Annotated in this window: 14 protein-coding genes and 1 tRNA gene; 6 read left to right on the forward strand and 9 right to left on the reverse strand. The window is 55.7% G+C overall.

Annotated features, from left to right (window positions below):
* Window positions 1-18 precede the first annotated feature (18 nt).
* Entirely contained in the window at window positions 19-276 is a 258-nt protein-coding gene (locus tag MW898_RS15595) for a DUF7553 family protein (RefSeq protein ID WP_248908688.1), read from the forward strand.
* 92 nt (window positions 277-368) lie between these two features.
* On the opposite strand, the gene MW898_RS15600 is transcribed toward MW898_RS15595, so the two are convergent.
* Window positions 369-1,481: a 60S ribosomal export protein NMD3 gene (locus tag MW898_RS15600; RefSeq protein WP_248908689.1), complete on the reverse strand. Its 1,113-nt coding sequence runs from the start codon at window positions 1,479-1,481 to the stop codon at window positions 369-371.
* Between the two features lie 502 nt (window positions 1,482-1,983).
* Here MW898_RS15600 and MW898_RS15605 point away from each other — a divergent pair.
* The 5 genes from MW898_RS15605 (at window position 1,984) to radA (ending at window position 8,183) form a co-directional block, all read left to right on the forward strand.
* Window positions 1,984-3,603, forward strand: coding sequence for a gamma-glutamyltransferase family protein (locus MW898_RS15605; protein ID WP_248908690.1), 1,620 nt, complete (start codon window positions 1,984-1,986; stop codon window positions 3,601-3,603).
* 96 nt (window positions 3,604-3,699) lie between these two features.
* A complete protein-coding gene (htpX, locus tag MW898_RS15610; RefSeq protein ID WP_248908691.1) occupies window positions 3,700-4,566 on the forward strand; it encodes a zinc metalloprotease HtpX in 867 nt (288 codons plus the stop codon).
* 178 nt (window positions 4,567-4,744) lie between these two features.
* Window positions 4,745-6,013, forward strand: coding sequence for a metallophosphoesterase (locus MW898_RS15615; RefSeq protein ID WP_248908692.1), 1,269 nt, complete (start codon window positions 4,745-4,747; stop codon window positions 6,011-6,013).
* A gap of 136 nt (window positions 6,014-6,149) precedes the next feature.
* The gene (gene pspAB / locus MW898_RS15620) at window positions 6,150-6,752 is read left to right on the forward strand and encodes a PspA-associated protein PspAB (RefSeq protein ID WP_248908693.1); all 603 of its coding nucleotides are present in this window, start codon (window positions 6,150-6,152) and stop codon (window positions 6,750-6,752) included.
* 402 nt (window positions 6,753-7,154) lie between these two features.
* Window positions 7,155-8,183: a DNA repair and recombination protein RadA gene (gene radA, locus MW898_RS15625; RefSeq protein WP_248908694.1), complete on the forward strand. Its 1,029-nt coding sequence runs from the start codon at window positions 7,155-7,157 to the stop codon at window positions 8,181-8,183.
* 25 nt (window positions 8,184-8,208) lie between these two features.
* Here radA and MW898_RS15630 read toward each other — a convergent pair whose 3' ends face one another.
* The 8 genes from MW898_RS15630 to MW898_RS15665 form a co-directional block, all read right to left on the reverse strand.
* On the reverse strand, window positions 8,209-9,321 hold the full coding sequence (locus MW898_RS15630) for a D-glucuronyl C5-epimerase family protein (protein WP_248908695.1): 1,113 nt from the start codon (window positions 9,319-9,321) through the stop codon (window positions 8,209-8,211).
* Between the two features lie 237 nt (window positions 9,322-9,558).
* On the reverse strand, window positions 9,559-9,972 hold the full coding sequence (gene sufU / locus MW898_RS15635; RefSeq protein WP_248908696.1) for a Fe-S cluster assembly sulfur transfer protein SufU: 414 nt from the start codon (window positions 9,970-9,972) through the stop codon (window positions 9,559-9,561).
* 146 nt (window positions 9,973-10,118) lie between these two features.
* Window positions 10,119-11,360 carry an aminotransferase class V-fold PLP-dependent enzyme gene (locus MW898_RS15640; protein WP_248908697.1) on the reverse strand — a complete coding sequence of 414 codons (1,242 nt, stop codon included), beginning with the start codon at window positions 11,358-11,360 and terminating at the stop codon, window positions 10,119-10,121.
* 100 nt (window positions 11,361-11,460) lie between these two features.
* Window positions 11,461-12,558, reverse strand: a complete 1,098-nt coding sequence (locus tag MW898_RS15645; RefSeq protein WP_248908698.1) for a mandelate racemase/muconate lactonizing enzyme family protein — start codon at window positions 12,556-12,558, stop codon at window positions 11,461-11,463.
* 73 nt (window positions 12,559-12,631) lie between these two features.
* On the reverse strand, window positions 12,632-12,937 hold the full coding sequence (locus MW898_RS15650) for a DUF5615 family PIN-like protein (RefSeq protein ID WP_248908699.1): 306 nt from the start codon (window positions 12,935-12,937) through the stop codon (window positions 12,632-12,634).
* A gap of 6 nt (window positions 12,938-12,943) precedes the next feature.
* Window positions 12,944-13,255, reverse strand: coding sequence for a DUF433 domain-containing protein (locus MW898_RS15655; protein ID WP_248908700.1), 312 nt, complete (start codon window positions 13,253-13,255; stop codon window positions 12,944-12,946).
* A 135-nt stretch (window positions 13,256-13,390) separates the two neighbouring features.
* A tRNA-Met gene (locus MW898_RS15660) sits at window positions 13,391-13,529 on the reverse strand.
* A 56-nt stretch (window positions 13,530-13,585) separates the two neighbouring features.
* Window positions 13,586-13,942 carry a DUF5830 family protein gene (locus MW898_RS15665; RefSeq protein WP_248908701.1) on the reverse strand — a complete coding sequence of 119 codons (357 nt, stop codon included), beginning with the start codon at window positions 13,940-13,942 and terminating at the stop codon, window positions 13,586-13,588.
* Window positions 13,943-13,950: the final 8 nt, after the last annotated feature.

Below are 13,950 nucleotides of genomic sequence, written 5' to 3' on the forward strand. Positions count from 1 at the left end.
ATCATCGAGGAAGATAGTATGAGTGGTGAGCCCCTCCGGCGCGCGAGTCGCCGACTCGTGGACGCGAGTGAAACAGTCGAGAATGCGGCCATCAGCGAGCAGCTAGCAGCACTCGCTCGTCGGTGTCGATATCTCTCAGATAGCGATCCAGATACCGACCAGCTCGTCCAGCTCGAAACCACGATTCGTTCGACGAGCAGACACCTCGATGGAGACGTCGCCGTCACCGTTCGTCGAGCTGGTCAAGACGTTGTCGTCTACCGGGATCAGCGCTGAGCGACGCGTACTCAATTCGAGACACACCTCACGCCCATCTTCAGAGCGACAGGTATTTTATGTCGTATATCTGTTAGTGTTGTCGCTTTCGATCAGCGTTCGACCGCGTCGTCTGGCAGCACGTGCAGTCCTGTTCGGTGTTTCAGAACTGCTACAGTCTCTGCATCGGGGTCGAGGTAGGACGGACGAGCGATGGTTTTCGATTCGTAGGTTTCGGGATCGAGGACCTGAACAGCGTTGTCGTCTTCGACTGCAACGAGTGTCGTCTCTTCTGCGTCATCAACGTGGCCGAGACGGCGTGCGTCGGGGGCGATACCGTCCTCAGATGCGGCCTCGTATCGTTCTCCAGTCGTGAGGCGGTCTCCCTTGAGATTCCCGTGAACGCTTCGGACGAGCACTGGATCGTCGTCCTCAGGGTGGATAATCGTTCCAGCGGGATACGGCGGCAGTCGGACGGCGTAGGTGACTCGATACACCTCGTTTCCGTCCTCATCTTCCGTGATGAGCGTCCGTGAGTCTGTTACCCGACCACCGAACTCTCGCTGGATGCGATCAGCAATACCACGCCCCAGTCGGGTCGTCGAGAGGCGAATGTCGGCTCCTTCGGTCCCTTCGTCGATCTCGCTGATGAAGGCGTTACGGTCGCCAGTCGCCTCACGCTCTGCAACGAATTCGCGAGCAATTTCGATCGCACGAGTGGTTTCCTCGTCTGTCGGACTGCGGTCTTCGCCCCGAATCTGCACCGTGCTCGCGTAGTAATCACCCGCAATGCGCGAACAGCGGGTACACGTTTCGCGTGAGAATCGAACACGAACGTCGTGGTCGGCTTCGATCGGCGTCTCGCGGACGATTCCTGAGAAAAAACAGTGCATCACGACGGTGTTTTGATCGATCTGTTCCGGTTCGACCATCCACTGCACATCGTGGGCATCGACGTGAATACCGAGCGTTTCCGTGGTCTCTTCGATGGCGATGTCTGTATAGTCCTCTGCGCCCACATCGACCCACTGTTCACCGCGCTTGACAGCACCACAGCGAGCACAGATGCGGACAGTAAACTCATCAGGGGCGTCCACGAGGTCAAAATCGGCGAAGAAACACCCATTACAGAGCCGTGACCGACGACCGCTCGGATTTCCGGGGAGCGGCTCCTCACGTGGCTCAACCGAGTCGCCACAACGGGGACAGAATTCGCCAGAACTCATTGCCGACGGTAATGTGCCATCGTTTTTAAACCCATCACTCGCCGATTTTCGAGAATAGTGTAGTATCAGTAACAAGTTCTGACTGACACCTACTCGTTCTCCGAGTTGATGGGACGTACAGCCCCAGTGAAGACCGCTATGAGAGTGAGATGATCAACGATCGATATATCGATCTTACTCTGCTTTGTCCATACTGATCGAACGTTCGATCCCAGCGCCGTCTGTCTATTCGATACGGCAGTCGAAACGGTCATGTAGTCCCTCTGTTTCGTTACAGATGGTCTCGTTGCCTGCCTGAGATGGCAGGGCGAGACCGGGCCGGGCGCGTTATATTCGAGTGATGTATTCGGATCACCGAATGATCACTCGTTTTCCCTTCGAGTGTTGTCCAATCTTCTATCGTACAAGCGTGTGTTTTCATTCACACCGGTACAGCAGATGGCGCTGTTGAGCCAGTTGTGGAGGGCGGTGGAACTATGTCTGGTCGTGATATGGATCGAGTATGGATTCTGACATCGATCAATTTGGATCGCGCCGATCGACAGTATACGCTCACAACGGGGTCGTCACGACGAGTCAGCCACTCGCAGCGAGCGCAGGACTTCGTGTGCTTCGAGAAGGTGGCAATGCGTTCGATGCAGCCGTTGCGACAGCTGCCATGTTGAACGTCGTCGAGCCCACGAGTACGGGGCTCGGGGGTGATGTGTTCATGCTGTACCGGACTGCCGATGGCTCGGTTGGTGGAATGCGATCGTGTGGTGGTGCACCAGCTGGGGCGACTCGTGAGCGCGTACGAGAAGCGCTCGGGAACGAGCGGGGTGTCGCTCCAGAGGAGGCGACGATGCCCGAACGTGGCCCGCACACGGTGACAGTCCCGGGAACAGCCCGCGGATGGGAGTTGACAGTCGAACGATTCGGTCGGCGGTCATTTGCCGAAGTCCTCCAGCCAGCCATTCAGTCCGCTATCGACGGCTATCCTGTGAGTGAAGTCATTGCGAGCGCGTGGACGCACGCTGAAACGCTGTTCGAGCGTGCTAACGCTCGCTCGGCGTATCTCGTCGGCGGGAAGCGCGCACCGCGAGCTGGCGAGACAGTGACACTTCCTGAACTGGGATCCTCGCTGCAAACGATCGCCGAAAGGGGTGCAGACGCCGTCTACGAAGGTCCGATCGCCGACGCAATCGTTACCGAAGTGCAGGATGCGGGTGGATTTCTCACGATGGATGACCTCGCTGCCTTCGAACCTGAGCTCCTCACACCGGTGAGTGCGTCGTACAACGGAGTTGAGGTGTACGAACTCCCACCGAACAATCAAGGACTGATCGCCCTCGAAGCGCTCACCATTGCAGAAGAACTCGGCGCAGGCGACTGTGAGTATACGAGTGCTGAGCGCGTTCACCGGTTCGCCGAAGCGACGAAACTCGCGTTCCACGACGGACACCGCTACATCACCGATCCCGCGTACGAGGAGATCCCACCGCTCGCCTCAACCGCGTACGGGCGCAAGCGGGCACAACAAGTCGGTGAGAAAGCTGGAGAGTTCACATTCGGTGTTCCCGATGCGCACGCAGAAGACGCGGACACGGTTCTCTTGTGTGTCGCCGACAACGCTGGCAACGTCGTTTCCTATATCAACTCTCGTTTCGCTGGCTTCGGCAGTGGTCTCGTCGCTGGTGATACTGGCATTGCACTCCAGAATCGAGGAAGCTCGTTCTCGCTCAATCCCGAACATCCGAATCGCCTCGAACCCGAAAAGCGTCCGTTCCACACGCTCATTCCGGGACTTCTCGAATTCGGTCCCGACGATTGGGCCGCATTCGGAGTGATGGGTGGGTATATGCAGCCACAGGGACACGTACAGGTTGTCTCCAATCTCGTCGACTACGACCATTCCTTACAAGCGGCGCTTGACGCGCCACGCTGGCGCTACCGCGAGAACGGACGGCTGGCCGTCGAAACACGCATTCCAGAACGCATCCAACACGGTCTCGTTCGGCGCGGTCACGACCTCTCTATCCTCTCACCGATCATGTTCGGTGGGGCACAAATCGCCCGAAATAACCACGGAACACTCTCTGCGGCGACCGAACCGCGAAAAGATGGGAACGCAGTCGGGTACTGACGGACAGATTCGATAGGAGTAGATATCTCGTATCACTCGCGTGATAGCAGCACACACAGCGGTGAATCTATATGTTTCTGACCGCGTAGTCAGGGTATGCAGTGGAAATCGGACTGGGGACTGCGTGGGCGGATGCTGCTCACGATGTTCCTATTGTTCGCCGTCTACATCGTGTTCATTGGGGTGCTGCTAAGGTACATTGGTCCATTAACCATCCTCATCGTGATCCCGTTCTTGATTGGTCAGCTCTTCTTCAGTGATAAGCTCGCGCTCTACAGCATGGGTGCACACGAAGTGAGCGAGGAGGAGTATCCCGAACTTCACGCGGCGGTCGCTCGGCTCTCTCAGCAGGCTGACCTTCCCAAGCCGACGGTCGCGGTTTCGGACTCTCGCGTTCCGAACGCGTTCGCAACTGGTCGCTCGCAGGATAGCTCGACTGTCTGCGTGACGACGGGCATCATGAACACATTGACAAAAGAGGAGCTGGAGGGTGTGCTGGCGCACGAACTCGCACACGTCAAGAATCGAGACGTGATGGTGATGACGCTCGCTTCGTTCATCGCAACGATCGCGCTCTTCGTCGTCCGCTGGGGCTGGTTGTTCGCCGGTGGCGATGACGAGCAAGGTGGTGGTGCCCTCGTCGCTATTGTTGGGTCACTCATCGCCTGGATCGTCTCGTTTTTCTTGCTCCGGGCGCTTTCGCGCTACCGCGAGTACGCTGCCGATCGTGGTGGAGCCGTCATCACGGGTAACCCGAGCGCGCTCGCCTCGGCACTCATGAAGATCTCGGGACGGATGGACAAGGTTCCCGAAAGGGACCTCCGCGAGCAGTCCGAGATGAGCGCATTCTACATCATCCCGATCAAAAGTGGCGTCGTTGGACGTCTGTTCAGCACCCATCCCAGTACGGAACAGCGAGTCGAACGACTCCGCGAGATGGAACGGGAAATGCAGTTCGCGTGAGTTGAAAGCGTCCGATTGAGTAGCTCACTGTTCGTTGGCTCATACCCTTCAAGTGGGTGAGATGATCCGCGTAATTCGTAGAATGCCTGCCTAAACAGTTGGCACGAAGACGGTCAGTACACCTATTACTGAGACGGCGGACTTTTTTCATACAGATTCCGCCGGATACGATAGTTCGATGACGACGTACTACTTCATCAGCGACCTGCACATCGGTGGCGACGAGCAACTCCGTGAGATTCAGTTCGAGGCGGAGTTACTCGACTTTCTTCAGCACCTCGAAACGGTCGACGAAGACGCCGAGTTGATCATCAACGGTGATACATTCGGTCTCTGGGAGTTCACTGAACTCGACGGGATGGCGAAGTTTGATGCGCTTCTCGAACGTTACCCGGAGCTATTCGAGCAACTTCGGGCAACGGGTGCTGAGCTCCCGATCACGATCATTCCCGGCAATCACGATTACGAACTGGCGGCTCACGACGAGTACGTCGACCGGCTCGCCGCGTGGAACGTTACGCTCGAACAGGACGTCGTCATCAGACGATCCGTTGGTGAGCAGGAGCTCTGGATCGAACACGGGATGCAAGAGGACAAGAACAACCGGTGTCCGGATTTCGGCAATCCATACGCAAATCCGCTCGGATACTTCGTGAATCGTCACTTCACGAGCAAGGCCGGCCAGTTATCCGGCCGTGGCCGATACAACTGGCTCAAGGACATCCAGTCAGTGACGCCGATGGAGCTGATTCCCGAGTGGCTCATCTCGAACTACTTCTACAGAGAGATGAACCCGATGCTGCGCTACGCTGCACTCCCCTTTCTGCTCATGTTCAACGTGAGCATACTGTACCTGTTCCTGATTCTCATCGACATGACGGGGATCTGGTCGACACCAATACTCGTTGTTCACGATGTATTGGGACAGCTCGGTATCGTCGGATCCCTCATCGATACAGTCATCGCGGTCAACCTTGCGATCGTTACGCTGCTGGCCATCGTTGCGGTCCCACTGTACGTGTACGTCCGTGACATCCGGACGACGCTCAGTCGGTTCGGTCTTCTCGCTACTCCAGACCACGCTGATCCCTATCTCGATCGCGCACAAGCGGTGTTCAGAGAACATCCCACCGTCGCTGCGTTCATCTACGGGCACACCCATCAGGTATCGTTCCGTCGGGTCGACGATCGGGCAGTCATCAACACAGGGACGTGGCTCAAGCGATTCACCCCGACATCCGCTCGGCTCGGTCTTCTGCCGACAGTCTTTCACCCATCGTTCAGACTGAGCTACTTTCGAATCACTGCCGAGAACGGGACGGTCGTCGTTGAGTACGACGAAGTTGATAAACCGAATCCGTCGGAGCTGTCGCTGCTCGAACGACTCGTCTCGAAGCGACCCAAACGACAATCAGAGATTCCCGATCGGTCAGTTATCGATCGATGAATCATACATTCGGTGTGTACATTCTAGAGAGACAGTACTATCTCTCGTCCCGACCGCGGTTCGGGATGGATTTTGAACAGCTGGAAATGCACTAGATGATAGAAAATCGCAAGCCCCACTGTCTCCATGGTGGCATATGGGCATCATGGATTCGCTTCGGCAGGCGCTTGGCCTCAGTGCCGAGACGGACGCGACACGCGCTGCCGATCCCGATGATCTGTTCGGAATGAGCACGGCTTACATGACGATGGAAGCTGAGCTTGGCTATCGACCAACCGGTGAAGCAGCGCTCTGCTTTTCGAACGTCGACAGCACGGCTTTCGAGTCAGCACAGCGGGAGGTCGAACGCATACTCGAAGCAGGGAAAGAAGAGACCGGAACCGAAGCGAGGGTCAACACGGACTCACACGGCTATCAATGGGTCGTTCTCGAAGATCCCGACTTCGAAGATCTCATCACGAGCCTCCACTTCGCTGCGGACACGTTCATCGAGGAAGGATTCGGAAGCCGACTGCTCGCTGCCCTGTTTGCCTTCGAAAAGACAGACCAAACCGCATACTGGGTCTACTCGTTCCGGCGGGGAGCGTACTACCCGTTCGCCCCGCAACCGAGGAACGAACGCGATTCGAGCGCAGAATTCAAGCTCGAAAGCGTTCTTGACGGCGAACTCGAAGTCGAAGACGAAAAGGAGTACTGGTACCCGCTCTGGCCCGATGGAAACGGTGATCCGTGGGAGTAAGCGAGTAGCGCATCTGCGATGCAGACGTAATTCAGACGCGAACTGTGCGTCTGTTAAGCTTTATTCGCCGAACGTCTCTTCGAATCGGAACACTCCGTCTCGCTGGACAACAGTACCATCTACTTCGATAGACGAGTTCTGACTCATACCCACGAGCATATCAGCGTGTGTGGCGCTCTCGTTGAACTCACGGTCGTCAGGAACACACTCTTCTAAGGCATTTCCGAGTGCGATGTTCCTTTCACCTTCGTCTCAAAGGCGCCACTCACGAGCCGCGAATGCAGACCTCGATATTCATTCTAACCATCATGTCTCATGATCACATTCACGATCCTTCTCACGGTTTCACTTTCACTTAGGTGTTAACGAGTTTTTATATGCGATGGAGTGCAACCGATAGCCATGGCAGTTGATTTAGAGAATCTCCCGGGTGTCGGGCCGGCTACAGCAGAGAAATTGCAGGACAACGGTTTCGATTCGTTTCAGGGAATCGCGGTCGCCAGCCCGTCTGAGCTGTCGAACACCGCTGATGTTGGCGAGAGCACTGCTCACGACATCATTCAAGCCGCGCGCGAGGAAGCGGATATCGGCGGGTTCGAGACGGGTGCGACAGTGCTTCAACGGCGTGAGCGAATCGGGAAGCTAGAGACACGCGTACCGGAAGTGGACGAGATGCTCGGCGGCGGTGTCGAGACACAATCGATCTCCGAAGTGTACGGCGAGTTCGGAGCTGGCAAGTCACAGATCACCCACCAGCTTTCTGTGAACGTCCAGCTTCCACCGGAAGTGGGTGGACTGGGTGGCAGCGCGGTCTTTGTTGACTCTGAAGACACGTTCCGCCCCGAGCGCATCGACGAGATGATTCGGGGGCTGGACGATGAAGCAATCGCTGCTGCGATGGAGGACCGAGAGATCGAAGGCGGTCCGAACGACGAAGACGCGCTCAAAGAACTCGTCCAGTCGTTCCTCGATCACATTCACGTTGCAAAGGCGTTCAATTCGAACCATCAGATCCTGCTTGCAGAGAAGACCAAGGAGATCGCAAGCGAGCACGAAGATAGCGAGTACCCCGTTCGGTTGGTGTGTGTCGATTCGCTCACGGCACACTTCAGGGCAGAGTACATCGGGCGTGGTGAACTTGCTAACCGCCAGCAGAAGCTCAACCAACATCTTCACGACCTCGACCGGGTCGGGAACCTCTACAACGCCGCCGTGATCGTGACGAATCAGGTGCAGTCGAATCCTGATGCCTTCTTCGGTGATCCGACGAAACCGATCGGCGGGAACATCCTCGGTCACAAATCCACCTTCCGTGTCTACCTCCGCAAGTCAAAGGCAAACAAGCGCATTGTCAAACTAGTCGACGCACCAAATCTCCCAGACGGTGAGGCTGTCATGCGCGTAGAAGGAGCAGGACTCAAACCGGAGTAAACAAACGATACTCACGCTCTGTTGCTTACTTTCGAATCCCCTCTGTTTCGGGATGGTCGGTATCGAACGTCTGTGACATCTTCTTGAAGTACGAATCACCCGTGATTCGGTGGAGCTTTCGTAACTGAAGGATGTGCATCGCGTGGTAGAACGCATTACCACGATACCCCTGATTGAGTGCGTACCAACTCACCTCACCAGGAACTCGGTACTGTTCGAGATAGTGTTTGACAGTGGTGGTCGCTGCCTCCACGAGAGCTCTACTCTCGTCAGATTTCGTCAACAGCCAGTACTCGTACAGGCCCCAAAGTCCAGTGAGATATCCGTTGAGTACGTGCGTCGGTGGGTCGTGTGGATACTCCTCGAACCAAAGATAATTATCGTCATCGACCATCGCAACCCACGGTCCATCTGTCGAACGCTTGAGCTGTTTGAAACTTTCGTAGATGCTATCAGCAATACGACGGTATTTCTCGTTTCCGGTCGCTTCGTGGAGTCTGAGATAGGCAGAAAGCGACGTTCCTTGCGACAACGCCGAGTACCACGGCGGCTTCAGCGTTACACCAGCGCCGCCCTTTTTCAGCGTATACGGGAAGTACAGCGCGCCATCGCTCCGGTCGGCGATGTCCATATATGCCTGTGAGATCTCCGTTGCTTTATCGAGATAGGGCTCCCGTTCGAATTCCCGATAGCAGAACAAGAGTTTCATTATCGATCGTGAAGTTCGAACTGGCATGTGGCCCCGCTCACCATCGACCGTCGCCATCCGAAGGTTGGGAAGTGTGTCCGCCTTCGATGCGTCGATCCGGCAGTACGGCTCCATCCAACGATTAACAAATATCGTTGGCCGCTCCTCAAACGGAACCTCCTGAAGCGAAAACTGCTGGCGATGAACCGACACGCCACCAACCTCAACCATCGATTCGTCTGGCGTTTGAGTGCCTGACGTCGTCGTCTGATTCCCAGACGATGCCGTGGTCGGTTGTTTCGTCGGTGTCGCTGTCTGCGTCGTCGTTGTTGCTGTTCTCCCGTTTGTTTGTACACTCGTCTGCTTCGTCGCTGAGCTCCCTTCATTACTCAGAGCACCACACCCTGCAAGACCTGTCGTGAGCAAGAGAGCAAACGTTCGCCGCTTCATAGATGAAGATTTCATATGAATTGTTATCTTTGATTTCAATAAAGAGACTATTTACGCCGATAACTACTCGATTTACTCATAACATGTCACTCATTGATACAATATGATGTCTGCCTATCATTGGTCAAAACGCCCTTTGCCGGTCGTATAGGCTTTGTGGCCTATCGACGACGCAGACATATCGATACGTACAGCTATTGACTGACGATTTGTTAATTTATATGAAAAACAATACTGCTATTCAGTTTTTGTTGTGTCGAGTTCGATATCGTCGTTGTAGATTTTTGCCCCGTCCTGTGCGACTTTCTCAGCGAGGACAGCACATTTGATCCGCATCGGACTAATTTCGACTCCAAGCATATCGACCACATCGTCACGGTCCAGTTCCTGAAGTTCATCGAGTGTGAGTCCTTGGAGTTTTTCAGTCAGCAGCGAGGCGCTGGCTTGACTGATCGCACAACCTTCACCCGAAAAGGCAACGTACTCGATCGTCTCGTCGTCTGCGAGTTGTACGTCCATCCGGATGGTGTCGCCACAGGTCGGATTCTCGCCAGTGTGTGAGAAGGTGGGATCCTCGAGCTTCCCGTAGTTACGGGGGTTCTTGTAGTGATCGAGAATCTGCTGGCGATACATGTCGGAGCCCAGTCCCATTGTTGTCGTCGATAGGATGTTGTGCCAGAAAAGCGTATCGCGCCCTCTCGGATGGTGCCCGTTCACACACCTCGATGATGGAAACGGCAAGCCTGAACGAGCAGCAGAGATCGATTGTGACTCAAAATCAGAGATAGCGTGGCGCCTCAGCTAAAGATCGACCGCGCAGCGTCGACTCCTTCGATGAGTTTGTCGATCTCTTCACGGGTGTTGTAGAGATAGAACGATGCTCGCGCAGAGGCGGCAATTCCGAGTTTGTCGTGGAGTGGTTGGGTGCAGTGGTCACCAGCACGAATGGCAACTGCGTAGTCGTTGAGGATGCTCGAAAGGTCGTGTGCGTGGACTGAATCGAGGTTGAACGAAACCAGCCCGCTTCGATCTGCTCCCGGTGGCCCGTACACTGTGACATCATCGGCTGCGGTGAGCTCCTCGTAGGCGTATTCGGCTAGTGCTTCTTCGTGGCGTTGGATGCGTTCCATGCCAATCTCATCGAGATAGTCACACGCCGCAGCGAGTGCGATGCCTTGCGAGATGACCGGGGTGCCAGCCTCGAATTTCAACGGTAGTTCTTCCCACGTCGAGTCCTCGTAGGTGACCTTCCGAATCATCATCCCACCGTAGAGGTATGGCTGCATCTCTTCGAGGATCGCATGCTTGCCGTAGAGGACGCCGACACCTGTCGGACCACACATCTTGTGTCCGGAGAAGGCAAAGAAGTCGGCGTCAATCTCCGTGACATCGACTGGTCGATTCGGGGCAGACTGTGCGCCATCGACGAACAGGTACGCACCGTGATCGTGTGCGATGTCGGCGAGTTCTGAGATCGGGGTAACGGTCCCGAGCGTGTTCGAGACGTGAACAGCACTCACCATCTTCGTATCATCGGTGATCAGCTCGCGCGCGTGATCCATATCGAGATAGCCGTTCTCGTCGATACGGATGTACTTCACCTCGGCACCAGTTCGTTTTCCGATCTGCTGCCACGTGACCAGCGAGGCGTGGTGTTCCATCTCGGTCGTGACAATCTCATCGCCAGGACCAAGTTCGGCTAACCCCCACGCGTAGGCCACGAGATTCACGGCCTCAGTCGTATTCTTCGTGAAGATGATCTCTTCACCATCCGACGCGCCGATGAACTCTGCAACGCGATCGTGGGCGTCCTCGTAGGCAATCGAGGCCTCTTGGCTCAGCTGATGGATGCCACGCTCGACGTTCGAGTTATACGTTCGATAGTACTCGGTGATGGTGTCGATGACCTGCTCTGGAGTTTGGCTGGTCGCGGCGTTGTCGAGATACACGAGCTGTGAGCCGTTGATTTCTCGTTCGAGGATCGGGAAGTCCTCTCGTATGCGCTCTGTGTCCAGCGGATCTGTGACGGACGCTTCCATTACTCGAAACGACGAGCCGAAGACAGAACACTTCTTCGGTCGGGTCATGACAGACACACACATTCGACATCAGTAGACGGGGATATCGGACGATTTAGCCTTATTTTGGGAGCAATGTCCGATCGAGTTCGACACCGAGTCCGGGGTCGTCGGGTGCAGTAATGACGCCGTCGTCGTGATCGATCGTTTCTGTGAGGAGAAAATCACGCACATCTGGTGTCCACGGGGGGTCGATCGAGAACTCACACCACGCACTTTGGGCGGCGGTCATTACGTGGAGATTGGCGACGAAGCCGAGACCGTTCGTCCACGTATGCGGAACGAACTCAACGCCGTGTTGGCGGGCCATCGCGGCTGTGTCGGTGGCTCGCTTGATGCCCGTCGCGAGCGCGGCGTCGGGTTGGAGGATATCGAGCGATCCGTGCGCGAGGAATTCTCGGAGCTGCCAGTGACCGTTGTTGAACTCGCCTCCAGCGATCGGAACATCGGTCGCTTCGCGGAGTCGGGCATAGCCCTCGAAATCGTGACGCGGGAGAGGTTCTTCGAGCCACGCAACGTTGCCAATCTCTTCTAACTCCCGAGCGAACGCTAGCGCTTCAGAAAATGTCCATCGCGCTTCGTGTTCCATGACGCGGACGGCCCACCCCTTGTTCGCATCGACCATCAGGGTTAGCTCCGGAAACGCCTCGCGCACTTCCCGAACAACGTCGATGTGTTCGGGGCATGTGACCCGCAGCTTTACTGCTTCAAATCCCTCACTAATGCGCTCTTCAATGGATGCGATACGTTCGTCTGCGTCGATCACCGCGCCCGTACTGGCGTAGACTGGAATCTCGCGCTGCTCTGCGCCCAAAAGCTCGTAAACGGGTTTACCCGCGTCTTTGCCGATGATGTCCCACAGCGCGTGCTCTATGTGCCACGGCCGCGGTCCGATGAGATTGACGCTTTCGAGTTTTCGAAGGATCCCATCGACGTTGTGGGGATCTTCACCGAGCAGGAAATACGACAGCGCATTCTCGTAGTCGATTCCACCCGCAAAACTCGGGCTGGCGGCGATTCCCGTTATCCCAGCATCCGTCTCGATCTCGAACAACTCGACTTCGTGGGTGGTCTGTGGGTAGCCCGGAATCCACGTCGGACGAAACGATTCTCCGATCTCGTGATTGAGGTGATACTGGCTGACACCGGTGATCTGCATGCCAGCAGGCGGGCGGGTAGCGGGAAATATCTTTGGTCATGGCAGTACTAGACAATATACTTCTTCTAAAATGTTAGACGACAGATAGCCAGAGAGGATCGGTCTGTGTGGGATCAAATGGGATGGCTTCGATACGGGCGATCGCTGCACGAACGTCGCCTCCAGACATGGACTGTGGAGCGACGAACACAGGGACCTTAGCTTCACGACTTCCGAAATATTTTACATCGGTTGAGAGGATAGCGTAATCTTCGTATTCAGCGTAGTTGGTGATTGCGTCGTCGGTGGCTTCTGGACCGAGCGTTGCCACATCGTGGCCATCACCACGAAGTGCAGAGACATATTCTTCCGGTACGTTTGTATCAGCAAGAATCTTCATGGGCCGTCAATCGGCCCGTCTGCCGGTTTCTGCAGCACCGTTCTCAGCTCGTTCGAGGATCTCCCATGTCTGTTGTTTACCTTCTCGGCGAGCAACATCGATCTCACGTTCACGTTCAGAGAGGGCAGCGCGGTGCTCGTAGTAGTAAGCAAGGGCGTAGAAAAGATTCGTCATTGATATATCATATTCACCAGCGACGATATGGGGGTCCTCGCCATTGTCAATGACGCGCTGCTTGACGTCAAAAACCGTAATCCGGGTCCCCTGAATGCGAGGATCGCCGGATCGGATATCATCATCGTGGACAATGACTGTCATGGTGTAGCAATAGCGCGTGTTTACTTTTAAGACTTCGGAGGGGATCAGTTCATAAAACCGGTTCTGAGCTCCTGTCGTCAGTCATCTCCACAGGCGTTACGATATCACTACGATGTGATACAATATGATAATAAGTGCCCGGGGTGGGCTCCGAACCCACGATCTCCGCATATCCCAGGTACGAGGCGTCGGCATAGCCTCAGGGATGCGTTTGGTACCGCACGGTCTCGTGACCCTATGAGTGCGGCGCTATGTCCAGCTAAGCCACCCGGGCTCATTTCCTCGTATCACACACCCACTCATTAACCTTCTCATGTCGTTCGGTGGGCTCTATTCTCGTCCGGTCACCTTCCGGATACAGGTCGAACCGAACGGGCCGTGTTCTCCAGCCTCCAATCGCATGAAGTAGCCGGTTGAAAGCTGCGATCCACACCGTCGGCACGTGAAATCACCGTCCTTCGTGATGACTTCACTCTGAAATTGAAGAAATCTTCCACCAACGGGTTTGACCGTTGCCCCATCGCGTTCGATGATACCGCGTGCTTGAGCTGTTTCGAGAATAGCTCGCGTCGTAGCGGGGTGAGTCGTGATGGTCTCTAACCGATCGATGGTTTCTGCTAAGGATAGTTCGGCGTGTTCGAGCCGTTCGAGTAACTGCACGCCAAGCTCGATCGGATCGTCGCTCACGCAGCCCC

Source organism: Halocatena marina, assembly GCF_023276375.1.
Taxonomy (GTDB): Archaea; Halobacteriota; Halobacteria; order Halobacteriales; family Haloarculaceae; genus Halocatena; species Halocatena marina.